Origin of the sequence: Microcoleus sp. CAWBG27, from assembly GCF_020883145.1 — a bacterium.
Classification (GTDB): domain Bacteria; phylum Cyanobacteriota; class Cyanobacteriia; order Cyanobacteriales; family Microcoleaceae; genus Microcoleus.
Genome location: NZ_JAHREU010000014.1, coordinates 58,412 through 83,806, shown reverse-complemented (window position 1 = coordinate 83,806; position 25,395 = coordinate 58,412). Strand labels below are relative to the sequence as shown.

The following is a 25,395-nucleotide window of genomic DNA, read 5'->3' as shown; positions in this document are numbered from 1 at the left end:
TGGTTCAGGGGGTTAGGGGGGATCTGTCTTAAGTGAACCGTGTTGGGTTATAAAATTGCTGGTATCATGCTCGGAGCCCTTCTATTAAATGCGTGGGACTTTGTACTTTACCAGGAAACTCAGATTCTTATGCTCTGCCTTGTTTGACTCCCATGTCGGCAAAGCCTCCCGGGGCTAGCAGGTTTGTGTTGGAAACAGCACATAATAAGATTTTGACAAATTGTTGTTACGGTTATTAAAGGTTATTAACTGTATAAAAAATATCTGTCTTAAGGCATAGATTGTCAGACACGGTGCCGTGCGGTTTCCCTACAGGTAAAAACCTCTAATTTCTTGTTCTCATTTTTTATTATTATGAGATTTTGTTTCAAATTGGTATGAATAAATGACTGATGAATCATGATTCATCGATGTCAACAAAAACGATTTCGCCCTCAATCTTTACGGGATAAGACTCTAGGGAATCACTCGGTGCATTCAAACATTTACCAGTATCTAACTCGAACCGATATTTGTGAAACGGACAAGTAATGATGCCGTTATCAACCTTACCCATGTCGATCGGATATTCTAAATGAGTGCAAGCATTGCGGTAACAAGTGACATTCGCACCTTGGCGATTCAAAATAAGTGAAATTCCTTCAACTTTTACCTTCAAAATATCCCGTTCGGGAATCTGATTTAGTGCTGTTATCTCTACCCACATATGATTTTTTTGTTTAAATAAATTATGACAGACTGATTTGCGGCTTCAGCATCAGGATAAGTTCCAGGTTGCAAATGTAGCTCAGCTATGAGATAATATATCAAAAATTTATACTTATGAAATTCAAAATCTTGACGGGACTCCTGACAGGGTTAGTAGTTTCTACTACCACGAGTGCGCTGTTTAGTCAACCCAGTCGTGCGGGAAATAATAGCTTTTTCTGCGCTACTCTCAACAGACAGCCTGTCACCTTGGTTCGCACCCCACGGGGCAATGTGCCACTCGTTCGCTGGACTTCTAACAACTATTTTCCGCCGCCGTGGACTGCCCAAAAACGCTGCCAAGAGGTAGGTCGAAGATTTCAACGAAACTACGATAACGGTACTCTTAAATATATTAACACTGGGACTCTGAACGGAGAACCGGTGGTATGTGCTGCTGTTAACAAAGACGATGCTTGTACGAATAGGACTTTGCTATTCACTCTCAAGCGGGGGAGTGATGCTGATGCTACCTTGCAAAGATTGATGGATCGTCGCGGGTTGGCTTCTGGATATATATTATCTGAAACTGGGCCTGGTTCTGTTGATGTGGATAGATATTTGGAAGAGACACCTGTTGAGGAAAATGTTTCTCCTATTTCTCCATAGTCAATTCGTATTCCTTATGGGCGATCGACCTAGGGCGTGTTTTCAAACCCGGAGATCCCCCCTAGCCCCCCTTAGTAAGGGGGGGACAAGAGAGCATTCAAAGTCCCCCTTCTCAAGGGGGATTTAGGGGGATCGAGCCTTCGATAAAAACGAGATTTCCGAAGGTACAAATTAAATTAAGCTCAACTCATCTCTTCTATTAACAGCTAAAATCAATGAACTTCTCTAACAAAATTCCCATCGCCTTAATCGGTACAATTGCAACTATTGTCATCGCCCAACCAACCGCAGTTTTCGCAATATCTGCTGATGAAGTCGGCAAAATCGCTAAATCAATCACAGTCCTGATTGACAGTAAAAATCCCGGTTCTGGAATCATCATCAAACGGAATGGCAACACTTACACGGTACTCACAGCCCGTCACGTTTTCAAAGATGCTGAAGCTAAATATGAGATTGTCACCCCTGATGACAAGCGGTATTTGCTCAATTACAGCAGTGTAAAAAAACTGCCAAATATTGATTTAGCAGTTGTCGAGTTTACCAGCAGTCAAACTTACAGCGTTGCTAAGATTGGCAACTCGGATTTGGCGACAGAAGGGAAAGCGGCTTATGTGGCAGGATTTCCGAAGACTTCAGCGGCTCTTAATCGTTCGATTTACCAATTCACCGATGGGCGGATTACTGCTAATGCTTCTCGACCTTTAGAAGATGGTTATGCGTTGGTTTATAGTAACAATACGCTGCCGGGAATGAGCGGGGGGCCGGTGTTGAATGAGAATGGCGAGGTGGTGGGAATTCACGGGAGGGCGGATACGAGGGCGGCGGAATCTAACAATATTAATCAGAATATTCTAATTGCTAAAACGGGTTTTAATCTGGGGATTCCGATTAATACGAGTTTGAGATTGTTGGCTTCAGCGAGGGTGGATTTAGGGGTGAAGGTTCCGAGTGCGCCTGTGGCGACTGGGCCGAAGGCTGATGATTTCTTTATTCAGGGTGTGAACAGATTTTACGAAGGAGACTTTCAGGGTGCTATAGCAGCTTACGATCGAGCGATTGAGCTTAATCCTAATTATGCTGCTGCTTATGTGAATCGAGCGGAGACACGTTTGAGTTCGCGGCGAGACACAAAAAGAGCGCAAGAGGACTTAAATCAAGCCTTACGAATCTCTCCTAACAATGTCGAAGCACTCCTCATCAGAGGAATCGCCCGCAAGGAATTGGGAGACGATCAGGGGGGTACAAACGATTTAAACCAAGTTGTTCGGCGAAGTAATCCTATATCTGCGACAGACTATCATAACCGGGGTAGAGCTCGCCTTGCCTTAGAAGATGCTCGGGGGGCGATTGAAGACTTCAACCAAGCTTTGAAAATCGCGCCTAACACTCTGCTAACTTACCTCTTGCGGGGCAGAGCTTACGGGCAGTTGGGAGATTCCAAGAGTGCGATGGCAGATTACGATCAAGCTTTGCGAATCAATCCTAACTTTCTGCTAGGCTACAATAATCGCGGGGGGGCCCGCTTTCGATCGAGAGACTACCAGGGTGCGATGGCAGATTACGATCAAGTTCTGCGAATTAATCCTAACTCTGCCTCCGGCTACGGTAATCGTGGGGTTGTGCGTTATGCATTAGGAGACTACCAGGGTGCGATCGCGGATCACAACCAAGCCCTCAAAATTAACCCCAACGATGCCGATATCTACTTTAGCCGTGGGACTGCCCGCGATAAATTGGGAGACAAGCAAGGTACGCTCAATGACTATCAGAAATCAGCTGAGCTATATCAGCAGCGAGGAGATATAAAATCTTACGAACAAGTAATAAGAATGATCAGAGAGTTGCAGGAATCAACTGCACCAAATCAATCAACCTCTACCACCCTACTCGCTATAAATAGCTCATTAATACCTGGTAAATCCTCTGCCCTTCCCTCTGATGGAAGTCTCTACGAGCTACATACCTTTGAAGGCCGAGCCGGTCAATCAGTTACAATTAGCGTAGAAAGCCGCGATTTTGATACCTTGGTCATACTCTTGACCCCTGATGGAAAAGTGTTAGCAAAAAATGATGACATCAGCAGCTCAAATTCCAATTCTTCTGTCACTGTCACCTTACCCGCCAGCGGCCGCTATCGCGTGATTGTTAATACTGTTAAAAAGGGCGAAAGAGGTAGATACACTTTGACAATCCGCTAGTAGGGAAACGGCATTGTCTTGTCCGGCGCGGGGAGAAAGAAACCGGGTTTTTACCTAATCTGTCGGCTACGACGAATATTTTTCGTAAAAACCCGGTTTCACAGCCCCAGCCAATGCTATTATACTGATAATTTGTCATCCTCCAAATTCAAATTCATGGCAAAATTACCAGACCAAACCATCAGCACTATTTTCAGATTACAACAGCGGTTAGTAGCACTTCTCGACACAGCAACAGCAGCAGAATATTCCCTCTTACAGCAATTTGGTGAAACCCAGGAAACAATGCCTGAGTTAGAAGCAATTGATAATGTCAAGGAACGCCTGAGAATTCCCTACAACCGCTTGCACAGAATCTTGCAACAGGTGGCAGAATCTCAACCAGCAGCAACAGCCGATGTGCTAGACTTTTTGTATAGGACGATCGCAGAGACAGAAGCAGCAGCCGATGGCTCAGAAGCAAGTATTCAAGAAATTAAAAGGAGTTGGAATCTGCCATGACTCAACAGCCCAGAATACCGGATTTAGAAACTAGACAACAAAATGTTGCTAGGATGCGAGAATCTTGCCAACAGCTTGATATTGTCAATTTAAAATTAGATGAAGTGCTGGCAATGTTAGAAGCTGATAACCGCCGTCAGCGACAGGAACGTTTAGATGGCAAATATAGGCGAGTACCAGAAAAAGTAGCCGAATCCTAAATAATTGCCCAAACCTTTTGACTACAATATTTGTTGCTCATTTGATGGCAAAATAAGGATTAACTATCATTATCTAATTTCAGGGGAGGAATTTGATCGGCAGTTAAAGTAATTACTTTGCCATCTTGCCAAATGCTAATTGATTCCCCTAATCTGCGGTGTTTTTCGATGGCTTTAGCAATAGCAATTTTAACTCCAGCATCAATTTTTTGCTGGAGTTCTGTTAGGGTAATTTCCGGTTTACTATCTAAGGATGATTTGGTTCCAGATTGGGGGTTCATAAATAATTTCCTCTCGATCGTTACCGGATGCTGCCACCAATTGAGGTTGACTTTTAGTATTATCATACACCATCCAAGTATCGCATAAAGGTAAATACAAATCTATTAAGTTTTTCCGTCCCCGTTCGTAGCGACGGCGGATAGTATCTTCTGGGATATTGTGGCCACCACTTTCTACTCGTCGGCGTACCCGCGTAATGGCTAATTCAGGACTTTGCAACCAAAAATAAATTAAGTTGATTTGATAACCTTTAGTTTTACACTCTCGCAAAAATCGGGCAAAATTTCGAGCAGCTAGAGTAGTTTCAAAAGCAAAATCAGCTTCAGCCTTGACTAAAGTTGATAGCCTTTCTAACATTAATCGTCCCGCTTGAATAGCTACACCTTCAGGGTTAAAAGGAGAAAGACCCGCCGCTATTTCATCGGCGTTGACATATTCAAAAACCTCTAGGAAGTAGGGTAAGATTTCCCTAGCGGCGGTGGTTTTTCCAGAACCGTTAGCACCGCCAATAATGTATAAGTTAGGCATCTAATAAATTATTAGTTTTAAGCAAAATACTCTGTAACTTGCGCGTCCAATCTCCTATCCCCTTATAGCAAAATTCCCAATCAGCCAAATCTATTTCCCACAAATTATTAACCTTAGATTCTAGATTGATAATAAAAACTTCATCTTCAGAAAGTCGCTGGTTAAAAGTGAGATAATCCATCCCATATTTAGCTTGACACTGAGCATTTCTTTGTCGAAGTTCAGCAACTTTTGCGGTAATCTGCTCGATGGTATAGCGTTGAATTGCCAAATCCATAGCCGCCTGCAAATCACCCAAAGCACTCAACACTTCAACATATTCATCTTTGATTGATACTGTCACCATAATCTGACAACTGCCTCAATAGATTTATTTGGTGTCTTGAACTTCCAGCGACTTAATCATCTTCTCAACAACCGGCAAAAATTGCTTGTACTTCCCCGCTTCCGCCTCATAGGTTATCAAATAAGCCTTATCATTTTTCATCGTCCAAACATTCAATTTTTTAAACTCTTCATTCCCTTCTTTTGTTGTATAAACAACTCTATACCCGTTTTTGCCAGCCAGAGTAGATTCTTCCTCTTTATCTATCTTAGCATTTTTATCTAACTTCAGGATTTCTTGTTTAGATAACTTCGTATATTCATCGAGGGTTTTATTATTCGTCGTAGGTTCGACTGTCACAATCAACCGTTCTTGAAATTTATCGCCCTCGCTTTCTTTCGGTGAAATAAATTGAACCACCTCTTGGGTAATGGCGTTAGACTCTTCTTGTTTAGTCCAATTATCGGGATATTTCATCTTGATTCCTTTGGCTGTATTGTCATAACTTGCCAGATTATCCGCACCCTCCAATCCCAGCATCTTTCTAATTTCTGGTGTAAAGAATGCTGCTACACCAAATATAGCAGCCAAACTAACCCCAAGCAAACCAATTATATGTTCTCGCGTCCAGTTACTCATTAATGTCAATAAGTTAGGAGATGATATTACAGTAGTAGGTGGTCGAACTCTCCTTAAATTGTTGAGAGCTTGCAACACCTCTGCGGCTGACTGGTAGCGATCGCGAAAATGATAGCGCACCATTTTGTTTAAAATATTAGCAAAGCCGTCGCTAACTCGAGCCCGATCGCGCCAAACAATTTCACCATTAGCATCCTTTGGCAACTCGTGCGGAAGTATCCCCGTCAGCCATTCAATCCCAGTCATTCCCACAGCATAGATATCGCTGCTAAAGTTAGGATGTCCGTTATTTTGTTCCGCTGGCATATACCCACCAGTACCGATGCCAATAGTCGGCGGTATTTGCCCAGTGGTATTAACTATTTGAGTAGTAATTTGTTTGACAGCACCAAAGTCAATTAAGAATATTTTGCGATCGGAATTGCGCCTCATTAAATTAGTAGGTTTAATATCCCGGTGGATGACTTTGTGTTGCTGAACAAATACTAATATTTCTATGATTTCATGCAAAATAGCCATAACTTCCGACTCGCTAAGCCGCTGGCCAGGGATAATTTCTTTACTTAAATCTCTTCCATCAATCAACTCCTGAACTAAATAAAATTCTTGATTTTCCTCAAAGTGATCCAAAAGTTCGGGAATCTGAGAATGAGTTCCTAGCTGGTGGAGGCTTTCTGTTTCTGTTTTAAATAAACGTCTAGCTATACTTAAAGTCTGCGGATCGGTAAACTGCGGCTTAAGTTGTTTGACGACACATCGAAGATTTCCCGATCGCCTTTTATCTTCAGCCAGGTAAGTCTGACCGAAGCCACCGCCTCCCAAGTGTTTTATGATGTGATAGCGTCCTGCGAGTATTGATCCCTGCATAAGATTTATTTTGTATAGCAGTAAAGTGGGGTCTGAACTATTGATAGTTTAGTTTAGTTTGGGAAACCTGTCATCTATAAATGCCAGCTTCAGACTATTTCAATTTTGTCGAGTATTACGGATGAATCTGACTCAAAATCACCCGCAACCTGTCATAATCATCCTTCAACAAAACACTCAAATTCCTCCCCGCTTCCACCAACCAAGATCGATCGCGCATTCGCAACTGATAAATCTCCCGAATCGTCGCAGCCGTCAGCGCATCCACAGGCGCATTCGTCACTCCCAGCAGCGTCCTCAAAAAATCCAACTGCACCGTAAAATCAATCACCTCATCCGGTTCGCAGCGATAAACCGCTTGGTGAATTTGGGGCGGGCGCGGCGGCAAATACTGATAAATTGTACCCCTCGATGGGCCGTGGCCGTTCAACCTTTCCGGTGGCTTCTCAAACCCCACAAGCGCCACTCGAAACTCGGTTTTCAGCATCGCAAAAATCTGCGGTTGTTCTTCCCGCAACTCTTCCAGCGATAAACCCAAAGCCCGAGCTCTGTGCACCGAGTCGATCGGGCTAGTGGTAGCATGGTAAACTACGCCGTAGATTTGATTTTTAGACTCTTCATCTTCCGCCTTCACCCAACTCCCAAAAGGCGGCATCACCGGAAAACTCAAGTCATCCGGTTCCAAGCATTGAGCTAGAAACTCTGTAGTTGCTGTCTCGATGACTTCAGCAATGCGATCGGGATGACGCTCTTTTGTAGCAAATTGAGGTAAAGGTAAACGCATATTAGTCAGTTGACAGTTGACAGTTGACAGTTGACAGTTTGTAGGGGCGGTGGATGGTGCGTGCCCGCCCTCTTTGAGTTGGCAGTTGACAGTTGTCACTTGGCGGTTAGCAGTTGGTTATTTATTATTTGTTATTTGTAAGTGGGTACTAACAACCAATAACTAATAACTAATAACCAATAACCAATAACCAACAACCAATAACCAATAACAACTCACTAATGACCAATGACTATTTCGCGCGGCCAGCCGTAGCATCGACAAGTTCCAACTGCGACAGGCGGAAAGTAATCAACTTGTCCCAATTGCCACCTTCAAACAGTACGGCGACTTTCCCGTCGGTAACTCGCTGGACTTGTCCTTGAAAAGCGTAGTAAATCTCGCCCTTATCTTTAACTCGCACTGCGGAACCAGGAAAAATCATAATTTTTTGAATGTGATGTTTGCTGTTTATAGTTTACCGTTTCTTGGCGATCGAGACTTGATGTTAGAACAGGCATCTTGCCTGTTCCACAAACACTCACAGGTTTTTTGTGGGGTGGGCGTCCCGCCCGCCCCTCAAAAGCTGATTGACAATGCAAGATGTAATTTAGGCTAGGGCTGCTACGGAAACTTTACCAGCAATCCGACCCGCGATCGCCCGCAACTCCCTCGCCGAAGCAGAACCCGGTTGTCCCACCACAATCGGCACACCCGAATCGCCACCTTCCCGCAGCGGAATTTCCAGCGGAATGCGGCCTAACAGCGGCACTCCCAACTCTGCCGCCGTCCTTTCCCCGCCGCCGGAACCGAAAATATCATATTGCTTGTCAGGCATATCCGGCGGCACAAAATAGCTCATGTTTTCCACAATTCCCAACACCGAGACTCCCAACTGCTGGAACATCTTCAACCCCTTGCGGGAGTCCAACAAAGCCACCGTCTGCGGCGTCGTCACAATCACCACACCCGCCATCGGCACCGCTTGGGCCATCGTCAACTGCGCGTCTCCAGTACCCGGAGGCATATCGACAATCAGATAATCTAAATCGCCCCAATTCACCTGATACAGAAACTGCCGGATAATCCCATTCAACATTGGGCCGCGCCAAATTACAGGCTGGTCTTTCTCAATTAAAAACGCCATCGACACCAATTTGACGCCGTAATTAAAGGCGGGTTCGAGGCTTTCCCCGCTTTTTCCGTCCCTAACCATCACTTTCGCGTCCCCCAAACCCAACATATTTGGGTCGTTGGGCCCATAGATATCGGCATCTAGCAAACCCACCTTTGCGCCGGTTTGAGCTAGCGCTACAGCCACATTTACCGCTACCGTGCTTTTGCCGACGCCGCCTTTGCCGCTGGAAATGGCGATAATATTTTTAACGCCTTCTATGCCTTGCCGATCGACCACTCCCTTCTGCTGGGGAGTCTCGGCTGTCACCTCCACTGCCACTTTTTCGACTCCTGGCAACTGTTTGACCGCTTTTTGGCAATCTTCGACAATAAACTCTCGCAGCGGGCAAGCAGGCGTTGTCAGCACTAAAGTAAAACTGACGACTCCGCCGTCAATTTTGATGTTACGAATCATGTTCAATTCCACCAAACTTTTTTGCAGTTCGGGGTCTTGCACAGGTCGCAGGATTTCTAAGACTGAACTAATATCGAGTGTACTGGGCATTGTGTTCTCCACCATAGCTCTGCAATTGTGTCAGTGAATGTTCGATCGCAAGTTTAAGTATATTTTTATTGCTATTTTTTAATGTAACTTCATAGCGATCATTTGCAGACCTGCGGTGGCATAATTACATGGCGACTGGATTTGGCAATCATCACCATCTAAGATTCAAATCTGACAACAGAAAATTTTATGACAGTTTCTACAACACTTAAAACCACGACTTCTCCGTTTTTGCCGCCCGCTGACTCTAGAGCTAGAGTCAGCCAATTTATGAAAAGCCTACAAGACGAAATTTGTCAAGCCCTCGAACTGGTCGATGGCGGCGGCAAATTTAAAGAGGACTCTTGGGAACGCTCCGAAGGCGGGGGCGGACGTTCTCGCGTTATGCGCGAAGGCAATGTGTTTGAACAAGGCGGAGTTAATTTTTCCCAAGTTTGGGGCGAAAGTTTGCCTGCTTTGATTCTGACCAAGCACCCAGAAGCTGCCGGTCACGATTTCTACGCCACTGGTACTTCGATGGTGCTGCACCCCCGCAATCCCTACTTGCCTACGGTTCACCTGAATTACCGTTATTTTGAAGCGGGCCCGATTTGGTGGTTTGGTGGCGGTGTCGATTTGACGCCCTATTACCTGTTGGATGAGGATGCAGCTCATTTCCACAAAACTCTGAAAGCAGCTTGCGACAAACACCACTCGGACTATTACCAGGCATTTAAACTCTGGTGCGACGAATATTTCTACCTGCCCCACCGCCAAGAAACTCGCGGTATCGGCGGCCTGTTTTTTGACTACCAAAACGCTCAAGGCCCGCTTTACCGCGACCAGAATGTCAAAGGGAAAGCTGCTGAGTACAGCAAAAATGTCGGAAACCCGGAGCCTAGAAGCTGGGAGTCGCTGTTCGCCTTCATACAGGACTGCGGCCGCGCATTTTTGCCGGCTTACACCCCAATTGTTGAAAAACACCGATCGAAAGCATACGGCGATCGCGAGCGCGATTTCCAACTTTACCGCCGCGGCCGTTACGTTGAATTTAACTTAGTGTACGATCGGGGCACGACCTTTGGCTTACAGACCAACGGACGCACCGAATCGATTCTGATGTCCCTGCCACCTCTGGTACGCTGGGAGTATTGTTTCGAGCCAGAACCCAACTCTCCAGAAGCCGAACTCTACTCAAAGTTCTTAAAACCGCAAGATTGGGCGAATTGGATGCCTCAGCAGTCACCGACCTGAGTTAAACTACTGAGAAAGTGCTTAGCTAGCAATTGAGTAGACAGAATGGTAAACTTTTACACAAACACTCATAGTGTGCCATGTTCAAACCCTGCGCCATTTGTGAAAAAACTTGGACTTTCAGCATCAAGTCACTACTTACTTATGCAAAAACCACGCAACGATAAGTAGAAGATTTAAATGTTGATGGGATGCTAAAAAATCACAAACTAGCACAGGTAATAGCTGACTGTGGATTCTCTGAATTCAAGCGTCACCTAGAATATAAGGCGAAAAAGTTTGGTTGTGAAATAATCATTGCTGACCGCTGGTTTCCGCCCTTGCAAAACAATAGTCAAGCTGTGGGCATATCCAAGATATGCCACTGAAAGAAAGAACCTTCAACAGCGAAAGTTGTGGTAACTCAATGGACAGAGACTTGAAGGCAGCGATTAATTTATCACGCTTGGCTAAAGCGCGAAAGCTTACTGAGGGATAACCGCTCCCATGCTCCCTGTGAAGTAAGAAGCAAATGTCTAGACAAGTCTAGTATTTGTATAGCAGAAAGTAACCACCGCGATAAATAGTCATAAATTTGAGGGAAGGGTCAGTGATTCATATTGATCAAAAAACCCACACGCTATCTGACGGTACAACAGTTATCGTCTTAGCACCGACAGGACGGTTGGACATCACGACAGCTTGGCAATTCCGCCTCAAGTTGCAAGAGTGTATTTCCAAACTCAGCCGTCATGTCGTCGTGAATCTTGGTCAGGTAAACTTTATCGATAGTTCTGGCCTGACCTCGTTGGTAGCCGGTATGCGCGATGCGGATAAAGTTAAGGGCAGTTTCCGCATTTGCAATGTTCATCCAGAAGCCAAACTGGTGTTTGAAGTCACCATGATGGATTCTGTCTTTGAAATCTTTGAAACAGAAGAAGAAGCTCTAGAGGGGGTGCCGCGCGCAAGTTAAGAAAACCGGGCGGTTGAAACCGCTTCTACACAAACAAAACCTGCCTCCGCAGGTTGAAGAAGACCGGGCGATTGAAATCGCGTCTACACAAACTTGCACGTGTCTGGTGCAGGTTAAAGACCGGGCGGTGAAAATTACGCGATCTTCTTCTTTAGTCCGCGGAGGCGGACTTTGTTTCTGTAGACGCGGTTTCAACCGCCGTCCGATCCGATCCCAAGCGTATTGGCCAATATTTCAGAAGCAAAATCCTGACGCTTCACAAATCTAAAAGGGCCCATTAAAGCTCCCCAGATAGCCTTGCCTGTCGTGGGGCTGATTCCTTTGTCGTAGCTGAAAAATTCCTCGTCTGCGGCTTCAAATCCCAAGTCTACTTGGTAAGTTTGCCCATCGTAGGTAAAGCAGCAACGAGTTCCTTCCGGCAGAGACGCCCGAAATCGATAGCGATTTGAGCCTAAATTTTGCACCGCAACCGATAGGGTGCAGCCGGGAAGAAGTTCGATTTGGTCGCCCTTTAGTTGTGCCAGTAAGTCGGGGTTGCGACCGGCTCCTTTGACGGCTGCGATATCCTTGAACATATAATACTGAGCTTCTATAAGTTCCGGCGCCCTCTTCACGTGCCTCAGTTGCACGATGCGGGGACGGTAAGGCTTATCTAATTCTAGAATATTGGCTTGTTCGGCAAACAGGGCAATGCTGGGCTCGGAAAATAGAGCAACGGGCAGGGGTCTTTGCCAAAAACGCAGGTGGACGTACCACGCCGGGTCTGCTAGCGCTTGTTCTCGGTTGTCAAATTCGCCCGCCATGTATTGGGCTAAAGCTCTTAATTCAGGAGAAATTGTCATGTTCGTGGGATTTTTGAGGATTGGGCTTGACAGTAAAATCTGATTGTGATAATGGTTGCCCGAACAGGGCCGGGCAAGTCAGAAGATGGGATAGATGAGCGATCCCAGAAGAGCTATGATTGTAAAGATACTTGGCTTTTGCCCTCGTATTGCGACAGATTAATTGTTGCTGCCGATCGCCCGCAAAATCTTCTCGATAAAATTTTGTCTCGCAGTCTCGGCTGCACAGTTAAAAAAAACTGGCAAATTTTGCCAGGGAGATCGCCAATCGACTCCCCCGACTTTACTCATGCCGCGCTGGTCCACCTGTGGCGGCACAATTATTTATCTATAAAACTCAGGTGAACAAGAACCGTACCGTTTCAGATACTAAGCGAAGTTTCTATACGATTCACACTCGGCCGATTAACTCTATTTACCGTCGAGTGGTAGAAGAGTTGATGGTAGAAATGCACTTGCTTTCGGCGAATGTAGATTTTCAATACGACCCGATTTATGCTTTGGGCGTGGTGACAGCTTTCGATCGATTCATGCTAGGGTACGCCCCAGAAGCAGACAGACTTTCGATTTTTAACGCTTTGTGCAAAGCCCTAGAAGACGATCCCGATCGCTACAAGCAAGACGCTCACAGATTGGAAAGCTTGGCCGATCGCCTTGGAGGGTCTGAGTTGCTCTCGTGGCTCGATCGCTCCAGCAGCTTTGAAGATACAGGAGATTTGCAAGCGTCCTTAGGGGCGATCGCCAGCAACGCTCAATTTAAGTACAGTCGCTTATTTGCGATCGGTTTGTTCTCACTGTTAGAAAAAGCTGACCCCGAGATGGTAAAAAACCAAGAAACTCGCAACGACGCGATCGGCAAAATCAGTGCAGCTTTGCATCTACCTGAAGACAAAGTTAGCAAAGATTTAGATTTGTACCGCAGCAATTTGGAAAAAATGGCTCAAGCGCGAATAGTGCTTCAAGATGTCATCCAAGCTGAACGGAAAAAACGTGAAAAACGAGAAACAAAAGTTACTGCCGCCCCCTCAGCAGACTCTTCTGAGAGCAATAATTAATCGTTTCAAGTCATCAGTCATTAGTCATCAGTCATTAGTCATTAGTCATTAGTCATTAGTCATTGGGCATTGGTCATTGGGCATTGGGCATTGGGCATTGGTCATTGGTCATTGGGCATTGGTCATTAGTCATTGGGCATTGGTCATTGGTAATTTGAACCAACTGTCAACTGTCAACTGTCAACTGTCAACTGTCAACTGTCAACTGTCAACTGTTTGTGGCTCAAAAACTAAAAATCCCGCTTTTTTAATTCAGCGGGATCGAGTTAACCAAAATAGAGCTTTTGGACGTGGTACTAAGGCTGTGGCTCAAAATTAACGGCGTTAGCTTGCAGCCAATTGCTCAGATTTGACAGAACTTCGGTTCCAGAAGACGGCTTACCCAAAGCTGTGGGGTTTACCGGTTCAGGTCGGACCAAGTTGCGGTCGATCGCTGCGTTAACTTCTTTGGAAATCAAATCGTGAAGCTGCTCCTTAGCCCTAGCCCTTTGAAAGTGAGCTCCCTCTTCCGTCGTAGCGTACAGAGGGGGAAGCCTATTTAAAGCATAAGCCGCAATATCTCCCACATCCAGACTCAGCTCGCTGCTCGTCGCCTCAATTTCTGCAACTCTGGCGATCGCCTCGCTAAGCACCAACTCTTCCATCACATTGATGAACTGTTTGCGCGGCAGAACCACCACTTCTCCGGTCAACAAAGCTCCCATCAGGCGATCGAGAGCCATGTACTCTTCGATCGACAATTCAGAAGCCGTATTACAGATTCGTCCCACCTCAGCTTCCATAGACGGCGTTAAATAGCCGTCTTGCAAAGCCTGTTCAACAATTTTTTCAATACTCATATATGCTTCCCGCTCAACGGCATCATTAATACAGTTTTGTTTTGTAAAGACGCAATTGCTGGCGTCTTGAGATTCGAGTTTTGAGGCTTGAGTTGAGAATTTTTCTACAAATCATAACCCAATAGTGATAACCCAGAACAGTTATCTGCACACCCCAGCCACAAACTTACCCCATAATTGACTTTTAAATTCGTCAAAATCGGTAAAAAGTCTTACTCAACTCCCTGAAGCCGCCAAGGTACCGGATCGACCGACTGCCCGTGCACGTAAAGTCCCCAGTGCAGGTGAGGGCCTGTCGAAGCCCCCGTTGACCCCAAAGCACCAATTACTTGACCCGCTTTCACGAAATCGCCTTCCTTGACATCAATCCGGCTGAGGTGCATCAAAATACTTGCTACCCCTTGGCCGTGGTCGATACCAACTACATTACCGTGGATTTTGAACCCTTGGGATTCGCGTCCCACGAGAGACACGCGACCGGCGGCCGGTGCAACTACAGGGGAACCGTAAGCGCCCGCGTAATCGACGCCGCGGTGGTAGTAGTCCTTAGCAAATACCCCATTATAGTACCGCCGCACGCCGTAAATAGTGGTAATTTCGCCGGAGTTGGGGCGCAACAATTTGCCATCCCAAAATTTTTCGGGTGTCACCAGTGCTTTAAACGCGTCCACGCGATCGAATTCGGCATCTGTACCTTCGGAGTCTTTCCCGGGCGGCAGCCAGATGGATTGAGTGGGAAAATCTCGATCGCGCACTTGCACATTCAAATTCTGCACTTGTCCGTCACCGGAGACTTGAAGAAGGCGCGCACCGGGTTTCTCCAGTGGTGTCGTCGGTAGCAGGGCCCGAAAGCGATTATTGCCCATGGGAAAAGCCGGGTAGTTTTTTTGCTGTACGGAAACCGTTGGAGTCGGGCTGCTGCTGTTTACCTGAATGACTACTGACAGCGTATCTCCTAATTCGGGATTTGCCGGCGTCACCTGCACCTGCAAAGCTTGCGCGGGCGATACCAGGCTGAGAATACTGGCAATAATTCCCCCACAGGCGATCGACCTGTTCATGTTTGTTTTCAAAAGCCTACACTCCCAAATAGCATTTGCCACTATTTCCGGACTTTGCCGGCAGTTTGCTCGATTCGCACTCGCTGTCATTACCGATATCCTTAACCTTTGTCTAGCTAATGTTACACAAAGTAGCTAAATCTAGCACGCTTTGACCGAAAATGGTAAATCACTTTTAAGACTTACGCAAAGTACGCAAATGTAGCCTAAGTTAGCACAGCGCAAGGCACTATTTATCTTTCTTATTTATAGCGTTGCTGCGTAAGTTTTGACTATTTGACATAGCTATTAAGTAAATGCCACAGTGGTTAATCATACAGAGCTTAAAATGCCATGCCAAGCGAGGACGATCAACCCAGAGAATATGATGCCGTCCTTGGCGGTCAAAATTTAATTCCTAGGGATGCGGCGGTACTGGGAGGAATTGCAGGCGTTAAAAGCCGCTTGGCATCGCCCGCTGTTGAAGTGAGAATCGCTGCACTCTGCGATGCGCCCAAATATGGAGATGCCGGATTAGATTTGATACTGGGAGCATTGCAGGATGAGTCAATGCAGGTAAAATTAGCTGCCTACTCACTGCTGAAGGATAGAAATGACTTAAAGATAAAACTACAGTTTTCCAACTATTTACCAACCTTTAAATTTGATGTCATCACACTCGATTCCTCTGGGAAACAAAACAGCCGCACTAAGTCATTTGCTCGCTTTTTTTCTGAAGACTTAGGTAATTCTACTCTACTGGAAATGGTATACATTCCCGGTGGCAAATTTCTGATGGGTTCTCCTTACAGAGAAGCAGGGCGAGAGAATTGTGAAAATCCGCAGCATCAAGTTACAGTAGCCAGTTTTTATGCAGGCAAATACCCCATCACCCAAGCACAGTGGGAAGTAGTAATGGGCAACAACCTATCGTATTACGAAGGCGAAAAACATCCTGTAGAGCAAGTATCGTGGAATGATGCTGTCGAATTCTGTGACAAGATTTCGCTAAAAACCGGGAACAAGTATCGCCTCCTGAGTGAAGCAGAATGGGAATATGCCTGTCGTGCGGGTACAACAACCCCATTTCACTTTGGGGAAATAATTACCACCTATTTAGTTAACTATAGCGGACGCAAAGCCTTCGCAAATGCTTCCAAAGGACTCTACCGAGGAGAAACAACAGATGTCGGGAGTTTTCCCCCTAATTCCTTTGGACTGTACGATATGCACGGCAATGTTAGTGAATGGTGTGGCGATAAATGGCACCAAAATTATGAAGGCGCACCAACTGACGGAAGTTGCTGGGAAAGTCACGCAGGTATGGGTAGAGTGATACGTGGCGGCTACTGGGATTCTTTTGCGGTTGAGGCCCGCAGTGCCTATCGTAGATGGAATTCCGTGGGTAGCCGCGTCGCGGGCTGCGGTTTTCGCGTAGCTCTTGTTTTTGTATAGTTTGTAGGGTGCGGATTCTTCTACAGTCTGCAAGTGCGATCGACATTTCACAGCGACGCACCATCCCAAATAGGGTGCGATCGAACTAATTAAACCCTGCGGTGCGTCGCTTTGAGATTTCTCGATTTTTTACCGAGATTCTAAATTGCGACGCACCCTACACCCCAAAAAGCTGCCGCTGCTGAGGTATTGCGGTAAATCGATCGCACCCACCGCGCATCTCACCGCAACGCACCCTAAAATTAGCTTGCTTGCGTTTTCGGAAGAAACATTTTTTCAACAATATTTTTCCGCAGATAAACTGTCAATGGTTTTTCGATGAAAGAGTAGAATATGCAGCCGATAACTACGGCCAACAATGCCACTATAGCAGGGGCAAAGAAACCGTCGAAATATTTTCCTAAATTCGCCTTTTGTACAATTTTTGTAGTTGCTGATATCACCGGACTGTGGAGGAGAAATATTGAATACGAGGCATCGCCCAGGAAAATTAAAAGATAAGGAAGTCTCGGAGAATCCTTAAGCTCGATCGAAGTTGCAGCAACGATTAATATAGCTGCCAGCACTGCAAAAGTCTTGATCCGATCGAACTCTATGTTGCCCCAAGCGACAAACAGTCCTAAAATAACATATCCTAAATTTGCTATCCCAAATAGGATCCATCTGTAATTAGTAATCTTATTGTTATATTTAAGCACGATATACGCAGCTAAGCCACCCAAAACAAATTCTAGATTCATATTCCCAAATACTGTATTCAGTAAGAAAAAAGCGTCGGGAAATTGTATTATTTTAGAAAAATGTAGAAGTGTGACAAATAGCCAAGCTGACAGCATAGGCACAGACTGTTTAGGCTTGAGCCAGATAGCTATGCTGAATAATACATAAAAATAAATTTCGTAAACTAAAGTCCAACCTACATCCAGAATTGGCTTGCCATATTGAGGAATCAAAAGCAGCGACAGAATTATCTTGTCCAAACTTAAGTCTTGAGCATTCGCAAAGCCTGGAATCACTAGAAAGAAAAACACAACTGTCAGAGTAATTATCCAGTATATCGGGTAAATTCGCACGCAGCGCTTGACTAGAAATGATTTTAACTGGTCTTTTTTACCGATCGCCGATCGGTGAACGTAGACCATGATAAAACCGCTCAATACAAAAAAGTAATCAACACCACTCCACCCAGCCTGAAATAAATTAAAAAAAGTAACTTGATTTAATCTTTCAGTGCTCATCTGGTTGACGTGAAACATTACCACCAATAAAGCTCCAATCCCTCGATAAACTTGCAAGAGGTTAAGCTTTTTGTGAGGATTTGAACTCTTTGTCATTAGAAAATACCTTGTTCAAGAGTGGCAGTTGGGCTTGCTACTCAACTATAGTCAACGCTCCCCAACATAGTCAACACATTAAACACTATAATATAACTTTACACTTTTTTCATAAAGTTGTGCAAGAAGACTTCCGACTGATTGTTGACTTAGTTCTAGTTCTCGCTGCTGCCGCAGCAGGAGGACTCTTTGCATCGTTGTTGCGACAGCCGGTAATTCTCGGATACCTCCTGGGAGGGATCGTAGTTGGGCCGGCCGGTTTGGGGCTGATTAAAGAATTAATTCAGGTAGACACCCTGGCAGAATTTGGTGTTGCTTTTCTGTTGTTTGCTTTGGGAGTAGAGTTTTCATTCGCCGAACTCAATCGAGTTAAAGCAATTAGTCTGGGCGGGGGGGGCTTGCAAATTGTGCTGACGATCGCCATTACTACTGCAATTTCCTTGGGTGTAGGCTGGGTAGATTCCCCTGCCCAAGGGGTGTTTTTAGGGGCGATCCTGTCGCTTTCCTCGACGGCGGTTGTACTCAAATGCTTGATGGAACGCAATGAAGGCGGTACTTCCCACGGGCAAGTCATGCTGGGAATCTTGGTAGTTCAAGATTTGGCCTTGGGGCTAATGCTGGCTGTTTTGCCGGCCCTCAACCAGCCCGCAGAGGCGATCGGCATGACAATAGTCTGGGCCCTGGTGCGGATCGGATTATTTGCTGCGGGTGCAGTAGTAGCGGGCATTTGGATCGTACCGCAGTTGCTGCGCTACCTCGCGAGAACAGAAAGCCGGGAACTGTTTTTGCTGGGAGTTGTGGTTTTGGCTTTAGGGATTGCGCTGCTGACAGAATATCTGGGTTTCTCGATCGAGATGGGCGCATTTGTGGCTGGTTTAATGATTTCGGAGGTGGAATATGCCGACCAAACTCTAACTTATGTCGAGCCTTTGCGAGATATTTTTGCATCCTTATTTTTTGTTACCATCGGAATGTTAATCGACCCAGTGTTTCTCTGGAACCATTTAGAGTTAATTCTGGGACTGGTATTTCTAGTATTTGTCGGCAAATTCTTGATTGTAACGCCGATCGTCCGATTATTTGGCTATCCCCTAAAAACAGCATTAATCGCAGGTTTGGGCTTAGCTCAAATCGGAGAATTTTCCTTTGTACTCGCTAGTTCCGGCCAAGCTATGGGACTGGTTTCGCGAAACGTTTACCTATTAATTTTAGGAACGACAGCAGTCACCTTGGTGCTGACGCCGTTTGTATTGAGAAGCGTGCCACAGTTATTCAAGTGGGCGGAAAATTTCGGGCCTTTGCAGCGCTATTTTGACCAAACATCTCAACCTGTCGAAATAGCTGAAACTTTGCCGGAACAAAATCATGTTGTGGTTTGTGGCTACGGGCGAGTTGGCAGAAATTTAGTCAAAGTGCTGCAAAGCCGCAACTGTTCAATTGTGGTAATCGACGAGTCGGAAAGCAGAATTCAAGAATGCAGAGTGTCAGGAATTCCTTACATTTACGGGAATGCTGCTAGCTTGCACGTATTGGAAGCCGCCGGGGTAGAACGCGCCAAAGCAATGGCGATTACTCTTCCCGATCCGATGAGCACTCGTTTGTGTCTGAAGCGGGCTTTAGAATTAGTCCCGGATTTGGATATTGTGGTGCGCGCCAACAAAGATAAAGATATTGAACTGCTTTACCAACTCGGGGCTTGGGAAGTTGTGCAGCCGGAGTTTGAGGCTAGTTTAGAACTTTCAGCCCACTTGCTGGCTGGGATGGGTTTGTCTGCAATGGCTATTGGGCGGGATGTGCAGCAAATTCGCAGCAGCCGCTATCTGGAATTGCGGCCGGCGCGGGAACCTTTGGCGGTTTCGCGGGATTTGAAAGTGGCGGTTCGAGATCTCAACGGCGATTGGTACAACTTACCGGAGGGCTCTCCCATTGGTGGGATGACTCTGGAAGAAACTAACTTGCGGCAGTTGACAGGGGTCAGCGTGATGGCGATCGTCCGCGAAGATGGTGAGGAAATTGATTATCCTAACGGGAAGGCTGCTTTGCTGTCGGGCGATCGACTTTTGGTAGTGGGTGAACCGGAAGAACTGATTAGTTTTGAGTTGCTGGCGAAGGGCGAAGTTGCTGTCCCCGAGGGCGACAGTTCTTGTCAGTGGTTGAGGTTACCAGCCAACAGTCCTTGGGTTGGCCAAAAACTGTCAGAGGTAGATTTGCTCACTCAGTATGGGGTACAGGTGCGGGCGATCCGCCGGGAAGGGAAGTTTACTCGCTGGCCGGATGGAACTACTGATTTGCAAGAGGGCGATCGTTTGCTGCTGTGCGGCGGCTTCTACGAGCTCGGCTTGATGCAGCGGACGGCCTCGCCTCCGGTGCCGCAACCTGCCTTAAAGCTGCCTTTTGTCACCGCCCAAGTTAGCGAAAAGCTATTTAGCGATTAGTCATGGGGCATGGGGCATGGGGCATGGGGCATGGGGCATGGGGCATGGGGCATGGGGCATCGGGCATCGGGCATCGGGCATCGGGCATCGGGCATCGGGCATCGGGCATCGGGCATCGGTGCTGTCCCCGAAGAGCGAACGTTATTCGTCAGAGGGAAGACGGAAGATGGAAGACGGAAGCCCTGTAGGCGATGTAACGGATGTAACGGATGGAAGGAAGAGCGAACAGGAAAGATTTTCCCCATCTCCCCATCTCCCCCTCTTCCCCCTCTCCCCCTCTGCCCCTCTCCTCAGGCGTTGGGTTTGAGATAAGCAATGGCCGATCGCGAGATCAGAATTTGTGTTTCTGAGGCATCTAGGAGGCAAATGCAGCTATGATCCTGCCAAAAAATTTTGCCGGCTAGCAAGTCGCCAGTCATCAGTTTGATCTCTAACTGTTCTTTGTCTTTGATGTAGCTTTGTATTAAGCGAACGCTGGGCAATCCGGTCTCAAATTCTGACATAGTGGGAAATGGGTAAATTGGTTATTAGTCATTAGTCATTAGTCATCGGTCATCGGTCATTGGTTATTAGTCATTAGTCATTTTTTTGCTATCAACTGTCAACTGCTTGCAGGTTCGCGTAGCCGAAGGGTCAACTGCTTTACCCGCTCGCCCTTCGGCTACGCGAGGGGATAAACGCAGTCGTTGGGTCAACTATCAACTGTCAACTGTCAACTGTCAACTGTCAACTGTCAACTGTCAACTGTCAACTGTCAACTATCAAAAGAGGTTTGTTTTTATGCCGATCGAGTTTGCGAAGTATCACGGACTGGGCAATGATTTTATTCTGATTGACAACCGCCACTCCTCAGAACCAGTTTTAACACCAGAACAAGCTGTGTCCATGTGCGATCGACATTTTGGGATCGGTGCAGACGGCGTGATTTTTGCTCTTCCGGGTCAAAACGGCACTGACTATACGATGCGGATTTTTAACTCCGACGGTTCGGAACCGGAAATGTGCGGCAATGGGATTCGCTGTTTGGCTAAGTTTATCGCCGATTTGGAAGCAGCGGAAATTCACCCCCCCCAGCCCCCCCGGGCTTCGGGGGGGAGTAAATCTAAGACTGAGTATCGCATCCACACTCTGGCGGGTGTGATTAGCCCCGAATTGCGATCGGACGGTCAGGTTAAGGTGGATATGGGACTTCCCCGGCTAATGGCTGCGGAAATTCCGACAACTTTGGCTGCAACAGATGCCAAAGTGATAGATGTGCCGATCGAAGTTGCCGATAAATCTTGGTCTGTTACCTGCGTCAGCATGGGAAATCCTCACTGCATTACCTTTGTAGACGATGTTTCGGCTGTGGCTTTGGAAACTGTCGGCCCTCAATTCGAGCACCATCCAGCCTTCCCGCAGCGTACAAATACTGAATTTATTCAAGTTATACGACGGGACTACATAAAAATGCGTGTGTGGGAAAGGGGCGCAGGTGTTACTCTAGCTTGTGGGACTGGTGCTTGTGCTGCTGTGGTGGCTGGGGTGTTGGTCGGAAAGTGCGATCGAACAACTGCTGTTGAACTCCCAGGTGGCGTTTTGGAAATCGAATGGGCAGAAGTTTCTGGGCGGATTTACATGACTGGGCCAGCACAGCAAGTATTTACTGGTTGTCTTAGTCAGTTGTCAGTTGTCAGTTGACAGTTGTCAGTTGACAGTTGTCAGTTGACAGTTGACTGTTGTGATTAGTCATTAGTCATTAGTCAGTTATGATTAGTCATCAGTCAGAAGGAGTTTTTTGTGGAATTGACAAACAAGGAAAATTCTTGAATTCCAAATTTTTCTTTAATTCTTTAATTATGAAGAATGATGAATGAATAATCCCTTGCACCTTCTGAATTCATTGACTAATAACTAATAACTAATAACTAATGACTAATGACTAATAACTAATAAATCAGCCTGAATTCTAAAATCTAAAATCTAAAATCTAAAACTAAGTAGGTGGATGTGCATGGCTGGAGGTATTTATCTGATTCAGGACGAGGACAGGCTGGTAGAAATGATGGAACAGCCCTACGACTCGGAAGACCAGTTACAAGACTTGCTTGTAACTTATCCTAATCTGATTGCCGGAGATCAAATCGATCGGGCGACGGCGCGGAGGTGGCTGTTAATTTCACGGGAAGCAGCAGTGTCCACCGATGAGGAAAGTGCCGTCCAGTGGTCGCTGGATCACTTGTTTCTCGACCAAAATGCAGTTCCTACTTTGGTGGATGTCAGGCGCACTCCTAATGCTGCACTCCGGCAAAAAGTTTTGGGTCAGTCGATCGACTATGCTGCTAATGCGTTGGTTTACTGGCCAATAGATTCAATTATTGCTCTGTTTGAAGCCAATTGTCGCGATCGGGGTCGCGATCCCGAACAGATTTTTGAAGAGTTTCTCGGTGCGGATGCTAATGAAGACCTATTTTGGCAGAAAGTTAAAACTAATTTGCAAGCCGGTAAAATTCGCTTAGTATTTGTAGCAGACGAGATTTCCGCTGAAATGCGCCGAGTTGTGGAATTTCTCAACGAACAAATGGATCCGCTTGAAGTTTTGGCCCTGGAAATTAAGCAATATGTAAGTGAAGATGGTTTGAGAACCTTGGTTCCCAGAGTTATCGGTCAGACAGCCGAAGCACAGCATAAAAAATCCAACGCAATGCGCGAAAGAAGGCGCTGGGATGAATCGTCATTTTTTGCGGAAATCAAAGCCAGACAAGGCGCGGACGAGGCGCAAATGGCAAGATCGATATACCTTTGGGCGAAAAGTCAAGAACCCGAAATTCAAATCCATTGGGGAACGGGGGACACCTACGGGGGTTTCGCGGCCGGGTTGCATCACAGGGGCAGAAAACCATATCAGTTATTCACTGTAGATATTGCTGGCAGAATGGAGATTTCTGCTGACGATTACGGTTCCCAACCGCCATTTAATGCTGAACAAAATTGGCTGGAATTGAGAAATAAGCTAAGTTCGATCGGTCTTTCGCTACCTACAGAACCGGGCGAGAGAAGGTCGCCGAGTCTGGCTTTATCTACTTTGGAAGACGAATTTGCCCTCCAGCAAGTTATGGAAACGTTCAACTGGGCGATCGAACAAATTAAAAAGTTATAATCATCAGTCATGTGTACGGTTTGTAGTGAGGACTTTAGTCCTTATAATTCAGAGGAATAAAGTTCTCACTACGAACCAATCTTATTAGGGGAAATTGACTGGATATAATATGCACTAATGACCAATGACCAATGACTATTGATAGCGAACAAATTAAAATTTTATAATCATCAGTCATGTGTACGGTTTGTAGTGAGGACTTTAGTCCTTATAATTCAGAGGACTAAAGTTCTCACTACGAACCAATCTTATTAGGGGAAATTGACTGGATATAATATGCACTAATGACCAATGACCAATGACTATTGATAGCGAACAAATTAAAATTTTATAATCATCAGTCATGTGTACGGTTTGTAGTGAGGACTTTAGTCCTTATAATTCAGAGGACTAAAGTCCTCACTACGAACCAATCTTATTAGGGGAAATTGACTGGATATAATATGCACTAATGACCAATGACCAATGACTATTGATAGCGAATGTTTGCTTGTTTCAAACGTCGCAAAGCTTCTCCCAGTCGATCGCAATCTGCAATCAAACTAACCCTCACATATCCTTCACCGCCAGGGCCGAAAGCATTGCCAGGAGTAACAACCACACCGGTTTTCTGCAAAACATTCAGGGCAAAATCTGTCGAACTCATGCCCGGAGTGCAAGGAACCCAAAGATACATTGCAGCCAGAGGCTTGGGAATATTCCACCCCAATTCTGCCAATCCTGCAACCATAAAATCGCGGCGAGTGCGGTAGCGTTCCTGCACTTCGTGCAAGTAACTATCTGGTAATTGCAACGCTGTTTCTGCTGCTGATTGCAAGGCAGAAAATATGCCGTAATCTAAGTTAGTTTTTAACGTCCGCAAACCTTGAATGATCCGGCTGTTTCCAACTACAAAACCGACTCGCCAGCCGGCCATATTGTAGGTTTTTGACATGGTGTGAAATTCGACTCCAATTTCTTTGCCGCCGGGAATTTCTAATAAACTTGTCGGTTGATAGCCGTCAAAGGCTAATTCCGCATAACACAAGTCGTGCACCAACAAAATTTGATGTTTGTGCGCGAAAGCAACAATATCTTTGTAAAATTCGCGGGGGGCCGTTGCTCCGGTCGGATTGCTGGGATAATTAAAGTAGAGGATTTTTGCTTGTTCGGCTACGCTGTCGGGAATGGAACCTAGGTCAATTACCCAGTCATTCTCTGGTTTGAGGATGATGTTGTGAACTTTGGCACCGGCGATGATTGGGCCGCGAAATAATACGGGATAAGCGGGACTCGGTACTAATACTAAGTCGCCGGGATTGATATAGGCGATCGCAAAATGTGCTAAACCTTCTTTAGAACCCAATAAAGGCAATGCTTCGCCTTCTGGATCGAGTTCAACATTGTAGCGACGGCTGTACCATTTGGTAATTGTGCGGCGAAAACTGGCAGTTCCTTCAAAGGGGGGATAGCCGTGATTTGCAGGATTTTGGATAGCTGCGACGGCGGCTTCTACTACCGGTTGCGGAGTCGCACCGTCGGGGTTTCCCATTCCTAAGTCTATTAAATCTAGTCCTTGTTCGCGGGCGCGGGCTTTGAGTTCGTCGAGACGGGCAAATACGTAGGGCGGTAGTTTTTGCAACCTGTCAGCAGGGCTAATCCAATCCAAGGTCATTTTTTCTGTATCAGTTATTAGTTGTTTTCCTGGTTCGTAGTAAGGACTTCAGTCCTTTCTCACACAGTTTTTTA

Annotated in this window: 27 protein-coding genes and 1 pseudogene; 13 read left to right on the top strand and 15 right to left on the bottom strand. The window is 46.0% G+C overall.

What is annotated here, in order from left to right; translation table 11 throughout:
- Window positions 1-397: 397 nt before the first annotated feature.
- Complete coding sequence (locus QZ938_RS10915; protein WP_293145073.1) at window positions 398-706, bottom strand: Rieske (2Fe-2S) protein; 309 nt, start codon at window positions 704-706, stop codon at window positions 398-400.
- A gap of 116 nt (window positions 707-822) precedes the next feature.
- Between QZ938_RS10915 and QZ938_RS10910 the strand changes: the two genes are divergently transcribed.
- The 4 genes from QZ938_RS10910 to QZ938_RS10895 all read left to right on the top strand — a co-directional run bounded on the left by QZ938_RS10910 (window position 823) and on the right by QZ938_RS10895 (window position 4,258).
- A complete protein-coding gene (locus tag QZ938_RS10910; protein WP_293333591.1) occupies window positions 823-1,356 on the top strand; it encodes a COP23 domain-containing protein in 534 nt (177 codons plus the stop codon).
- A gap of 215 nt (window positions 1,357-1,571) precedes the next feature.
- Window positions 1,572-3,557 carry a tetratricopeptide repeat-containing serine protease family protein gene (locus QZ938_RS10905; protein ID WP_293351310.1) on the top strand — a complete coding sequence of 662 codons (1,986 nt, stop codon included), beginning with the start codon at window positions 1,572-1,574 and terminating at the stop codon, window positions 3,555-3,557.
- 156 nt (window positions 3,558-3,713) lie between these two features.
- On the top strand, window positions 3,714-4,058 hold the full coding sequence (locus QZ938_RS10900) for a hypothetical protein (protein WP_293351312.1): 345 nt from the start codon (window positions 3,714-3,716) through the stop codon (window positions 4,056-4,058).
- On the top strand, window positions 4,055-4,258 hold the full coding sequence (locus tag QZ938_RS10895; RefSeq protein ID WP_293191929.1) for a hypothetical protein: 204 nt from the start codon (window positions 4,055-4,057) through the stop codon (window positions 4,256-4,258). The genes QZ938_RS10900 and QZ938_RS10895 overlap by 4 nt, the downstream gene beginning before the upstream one ends.
- Before the next feature lie 59 nt (window positions 4,259-4,317).
- Here QZ938_RS10895 and QZ938_RS10890 read toward each other — a convergent pair whose 3' ends face one another.
- From QZ938_RS10890 to QZ938_RS10860, 7 genes are all read right to left on the bottom strand, one after another.
- A complete protein-coding gene (locus QZ938_RS10890) occupies window positions 4,318-4,539 on the bottom strand; it encodes a hypothetical protein (protein WP_293351314.1) in 222 nt (73 codons plus the stop codon).
- Window positions 4,502-5,068, bottom strand: coding sequence for a zeta toxin family protein (locus QZ938_RS10885; RefSeq protein ID WP_293351316.1), 567 nt, complete (start codon window positions 5,066-5,068; stop codon window positions 4,502-4,504). The genes QZ938_RS10890 and QZ938_RS10885 overlap by 38 nt, the downstream gene beginning before the upstream one ends.
- Window positions 5,061-5,414, bottom strand: a complete 354-nt coding sequence (locus QZ938_RS10880) for a hypothetical protein (RefSeq protein WP_293351318.1) — start codon at window positions 5,412-5,414, stop codon at window positions 5,061-5,063. The genes QZ938_RS10885 and QZ938_RS10880 overlap by 8 nt, the downstream gene beginning before the upstream one ends.
- Before the next feature lie 24 nt (window positions 5,415-5,438).
- On the bottom strand, window positions 5,439-6,899 hold the full coding sequence (locus tag QZ938_RS10875) for a serine/threonine-protein kinase (RefSeq protein WP_293351320.1): 1,461 nt from the start codon (window positions 6,897-6,899) through the stop codon (window positions 5,439-5,441).
- Window positions 6,900-7,014: 115 nt separating this feature from the next.
- On the bottom strand, window positions 7,015-7,683 hold the full coding sequence (locus QZ938_RS10870; RefSeq protein ID WP_293351392.1) for an HAS-barrel domain-containing protein: 669 nt from the start codon (window positions 7,681-7,683) through the stop codon (window positions 7,015-7,017).
- Window positions 7,684-7,915: 232 nt separating this feature from the next.
- Complete coding sequence (locus tag QZ938_RS10865; RefSeq protein WP_293145052.1) at window positions 7,916-8,107, bottom strand: NAD(P)H dehydrogenase subunit NdhS; 192 nt, start codon at window positions 8,105-8,107, stop codon at window positions 7,916-7,918.
- A 165-nt stretch (window positions 8,108-8,272) separates the two neighbouring features.
- Window positions 8,273-9,343: an Mrp/NBP35 family ATP-binding protein gene (locus tag QZ938_RS10860; protein WP_293145049.1), complete on the bottom strand. Its 1,071-nt coding sequence runs from the start codon at window positions 9,341-9,343 to the stop codon at window positions 8,273-8,275.
- 189 nt (window positions 9,344-9,532) lie between these two features.
- Here QZ938_RS10860 and hemF point away from each other — a divergent pair, with 189 nt between their 5' ends.
- The 3 genes and pseudogenes from hemF (at window position 9,533) to QZ938_RS10850 (ending at window position 11,528) form a co-directional block, all read left to right on the top strand.
- Window positions 9,533-10,576 (top strand): oxygen-dependent coproporphyrinogen oxidase, encoded by a 1,044-nt coding sequence (hemF, locus tag QZ938_RS10855; RefSeq protein WP_293145046.1) that lies wholly within the window; start codon window positions 9,533-9,535, stop codon window positions 10,574-10,576.
- Window positions 10,577-10,922: 346 nt separating this feature from the next.
- Window positions 10,923-11,054 (top strand): annotated as a pseudogene (locus QZ938_RS33000) (zinc ribbon domain-containing protein); the annotation flags it as partial.
- A gap of 111 nt (window positions 11,055-11,165) precedes the next feature.
- The gene (locus tag QZ938_RS10850) at window positions 11,166-11,528 is read left to right on the top strand and encodes an STAS domain-containing protein (RefSeq protein ID WP_106149243.1); all 363 of its coding nucleotides are present in this window, start codon (window positions 11,166-11,168) and stop codon (window positions 11,526-11,528) included.
- Between the two features lie 191 nt (window positions 11,529-11,719).
- On the opposite strand, the gene QZ938_RS10845 is transcribed toward QZ938_RS10850, so the two are convergent.
- Entirely contained in the window at window positions 11,720-12,370 is a 651-nt protein-coding gene (locus tag QZ938_RS10845; RefSeq protein WP_293145043.1) for a chromophore lyase CpcT/CpeT, read from the bottom strand.
- A gap of 159 nt (window positions 12,371-12,529) precedes the next feature.
- A complete protein-coding gene (locus QZ938_RS10840; protein ID WP_293145040.1) occupies window positions 12,530-12,688 on the bottom strand; it encodes a hypothetical protein in 159 nt (52 codons plus the stop codon).
- 23 nt (window positions 12,689-12,711) lie between these two features.
- Between QZ938_RS10840 and psb29 the strand changes: the two genes are divergently transcribed.
- Window positions 12,712-13,425 carry a photosystem II biogenesis protein Psp29 gene (gene psb29 / locus QZ938_RS10835; RefSeq protein WP_293145037.1) on the top strand — a complete coding sequence of 238 codons (714 nt, stop codon included), beginning with the start codon at window positions 12,712-12,714 and terminating at the stop codon, window positions 13,423-13,425.
- A 296-nt stretch (window positions 13,426-13,721) separates the two neighbouring features.
- On the opposite strand, the gene QZ938_RS10830 is transcribed toward psb29, so the two are convergent.
- Together QZ938_RS10830 and QZ938_RS10825 are read right to left on the bottom strand one after the other, a co-directional pair.
- Entirely contained in the window at window positions 13,722-14,264 is a 543-nt protein-coding gene (locus QZ938_RS10830) for a late competence development ComFB family protein (protein WP_293145034.1), read from the bottom strand.
- Window positions 14,265-14,476: 212 nt separating this feature from the next.
- Window positions 14,477-15,325, bottom strand: coding sequence for a M23 family metallopeptidase (locus QZ938_RS10825; RefSeq protein WP_293351394.1), 849 nt, complete (start codon window positions 15,323-15,325; stop codon window positions 14,477-14,479).
- Between the two features lie 333 nt (window positions 15,326-15,658).
- Here QZ938_RS10825 and QZ938_RS10820 point away from each other — a divergent pair, with 333 nt between their 5' ends.
- On the top strand, window positions 15,659-16,759 hold the full coding sequence (locus tag QZ938_RS10820; RefSeq protein ID WP_293351322.1) for a formylglycine-generating enzyme family protein: 1,101 nt from the start codon (window positions 15,659-15,661) through the stop codon (window positions 16,757-16,759).
- 242 nt (window positions 16,760-17,001) lie between these two features.
- Here QZ938_RS10820 and QZ938_RS10815 read toward each other — a convergent pair whose 3' ends face one another.
- Entirely contained in the window at window positions 17,002-18,093 is a 1,092-nt protein-coding gene (locus tag QZ938_RS10815) for an acyltransferase (RefSeq protein ID WP_293351324.1), read from the bottom strand.
- Window positions 18,094-18,212: 119 nt separating this feature from the next.
- On the opposite strand from QZ938_RS10815, the gene QZ938_RS10810 reads away from it, so the two are divergent.
- Together QZ938_RS10810 and QZ938_RS10805 are read left to right on the top strand one after the other, a co-directional pair.
- Window positions 18,213-20,528 (top strand): cation:proton antiporter, encoded by a 2,316-nt coding sequence (locus QZ938_RS10810; RefSeq protein WP_293145017.1) that lies wholly within the window; start codon window positions 18,213-18,215, stop codon window positions 20,526-20,528.
- Window positions 20,529-20,544: 16 nt separating this feature from the next.
- Entirely contained in the window at window positions 20,545-20,835 is a 291-nt protein-coding gene (locus tag QZ938_RS10805; RefSeq protein ID WP_293365506.1) for a hypothetical protein, read from the top strand.
- Here QZ938_RS10805 and QZ938_RS10800 read toward each other — a convergent pair.
- The gene (locus tag QZ938_RS10800) at window positions 20,819-21,031 is read right to left on the bottom strand and encodes an RNA-binding protein hfq (RefSeq protein ID WP_293351326.1); all 213 of its coding nucleotides are present in this window, start codon (window positions 21,029-21,031) and stop codon (window positions 20,819-20,821) included. The genes QZ938_RS10805 and QZ938_RS10800 overlap by 17 nt on opposite strands.
- 277 nt (window positions 21,032-21,308) lie before the next feature.
- Here QZ938_RS10800 and dapF point away from each other — a divergent pair, with 277 nt between their 5' ends.
- Entirely contained in the window at window positions 21,309-22,208 is a 900-nt protein-coding gene (gene dapF, locus QZ938_RS10795) for a diaminopimelate epimerase (protein WP_293351396.1), read from the top strand.
- 313 nt (window positions 22,209-22,521) lie between these two features.
- Window positions 22,522-23,667 (top strand): hypothetical protein, encoded by a 1,146-nt coding sequence (locus tag QZ938_RS10790; RefSeq protein WP_293351328.1) that lies wholly within the window; start codon window positions 22,522-22,524, stop codon window positions 23,665-23,667.
- A 469-nt stretch (window positions 23,668-24,136) separates the two neighbouring features.
- On the opposite strand, the gene QZ938_RS10785 is transcribed toward QZ938_RS10790, so the two are convergent.
- Entirely contained in the window at window positions 24,137-25,321 is a 1,185-nt protein-coding gene (locus tag QZ938_RS10785) for an aspartate aminotransferase (RefSeq protein WP_293351330.1), read from the bottom strand.
- Window positions 25,322-25,395 lie beyond the last annotated feature (74 nt).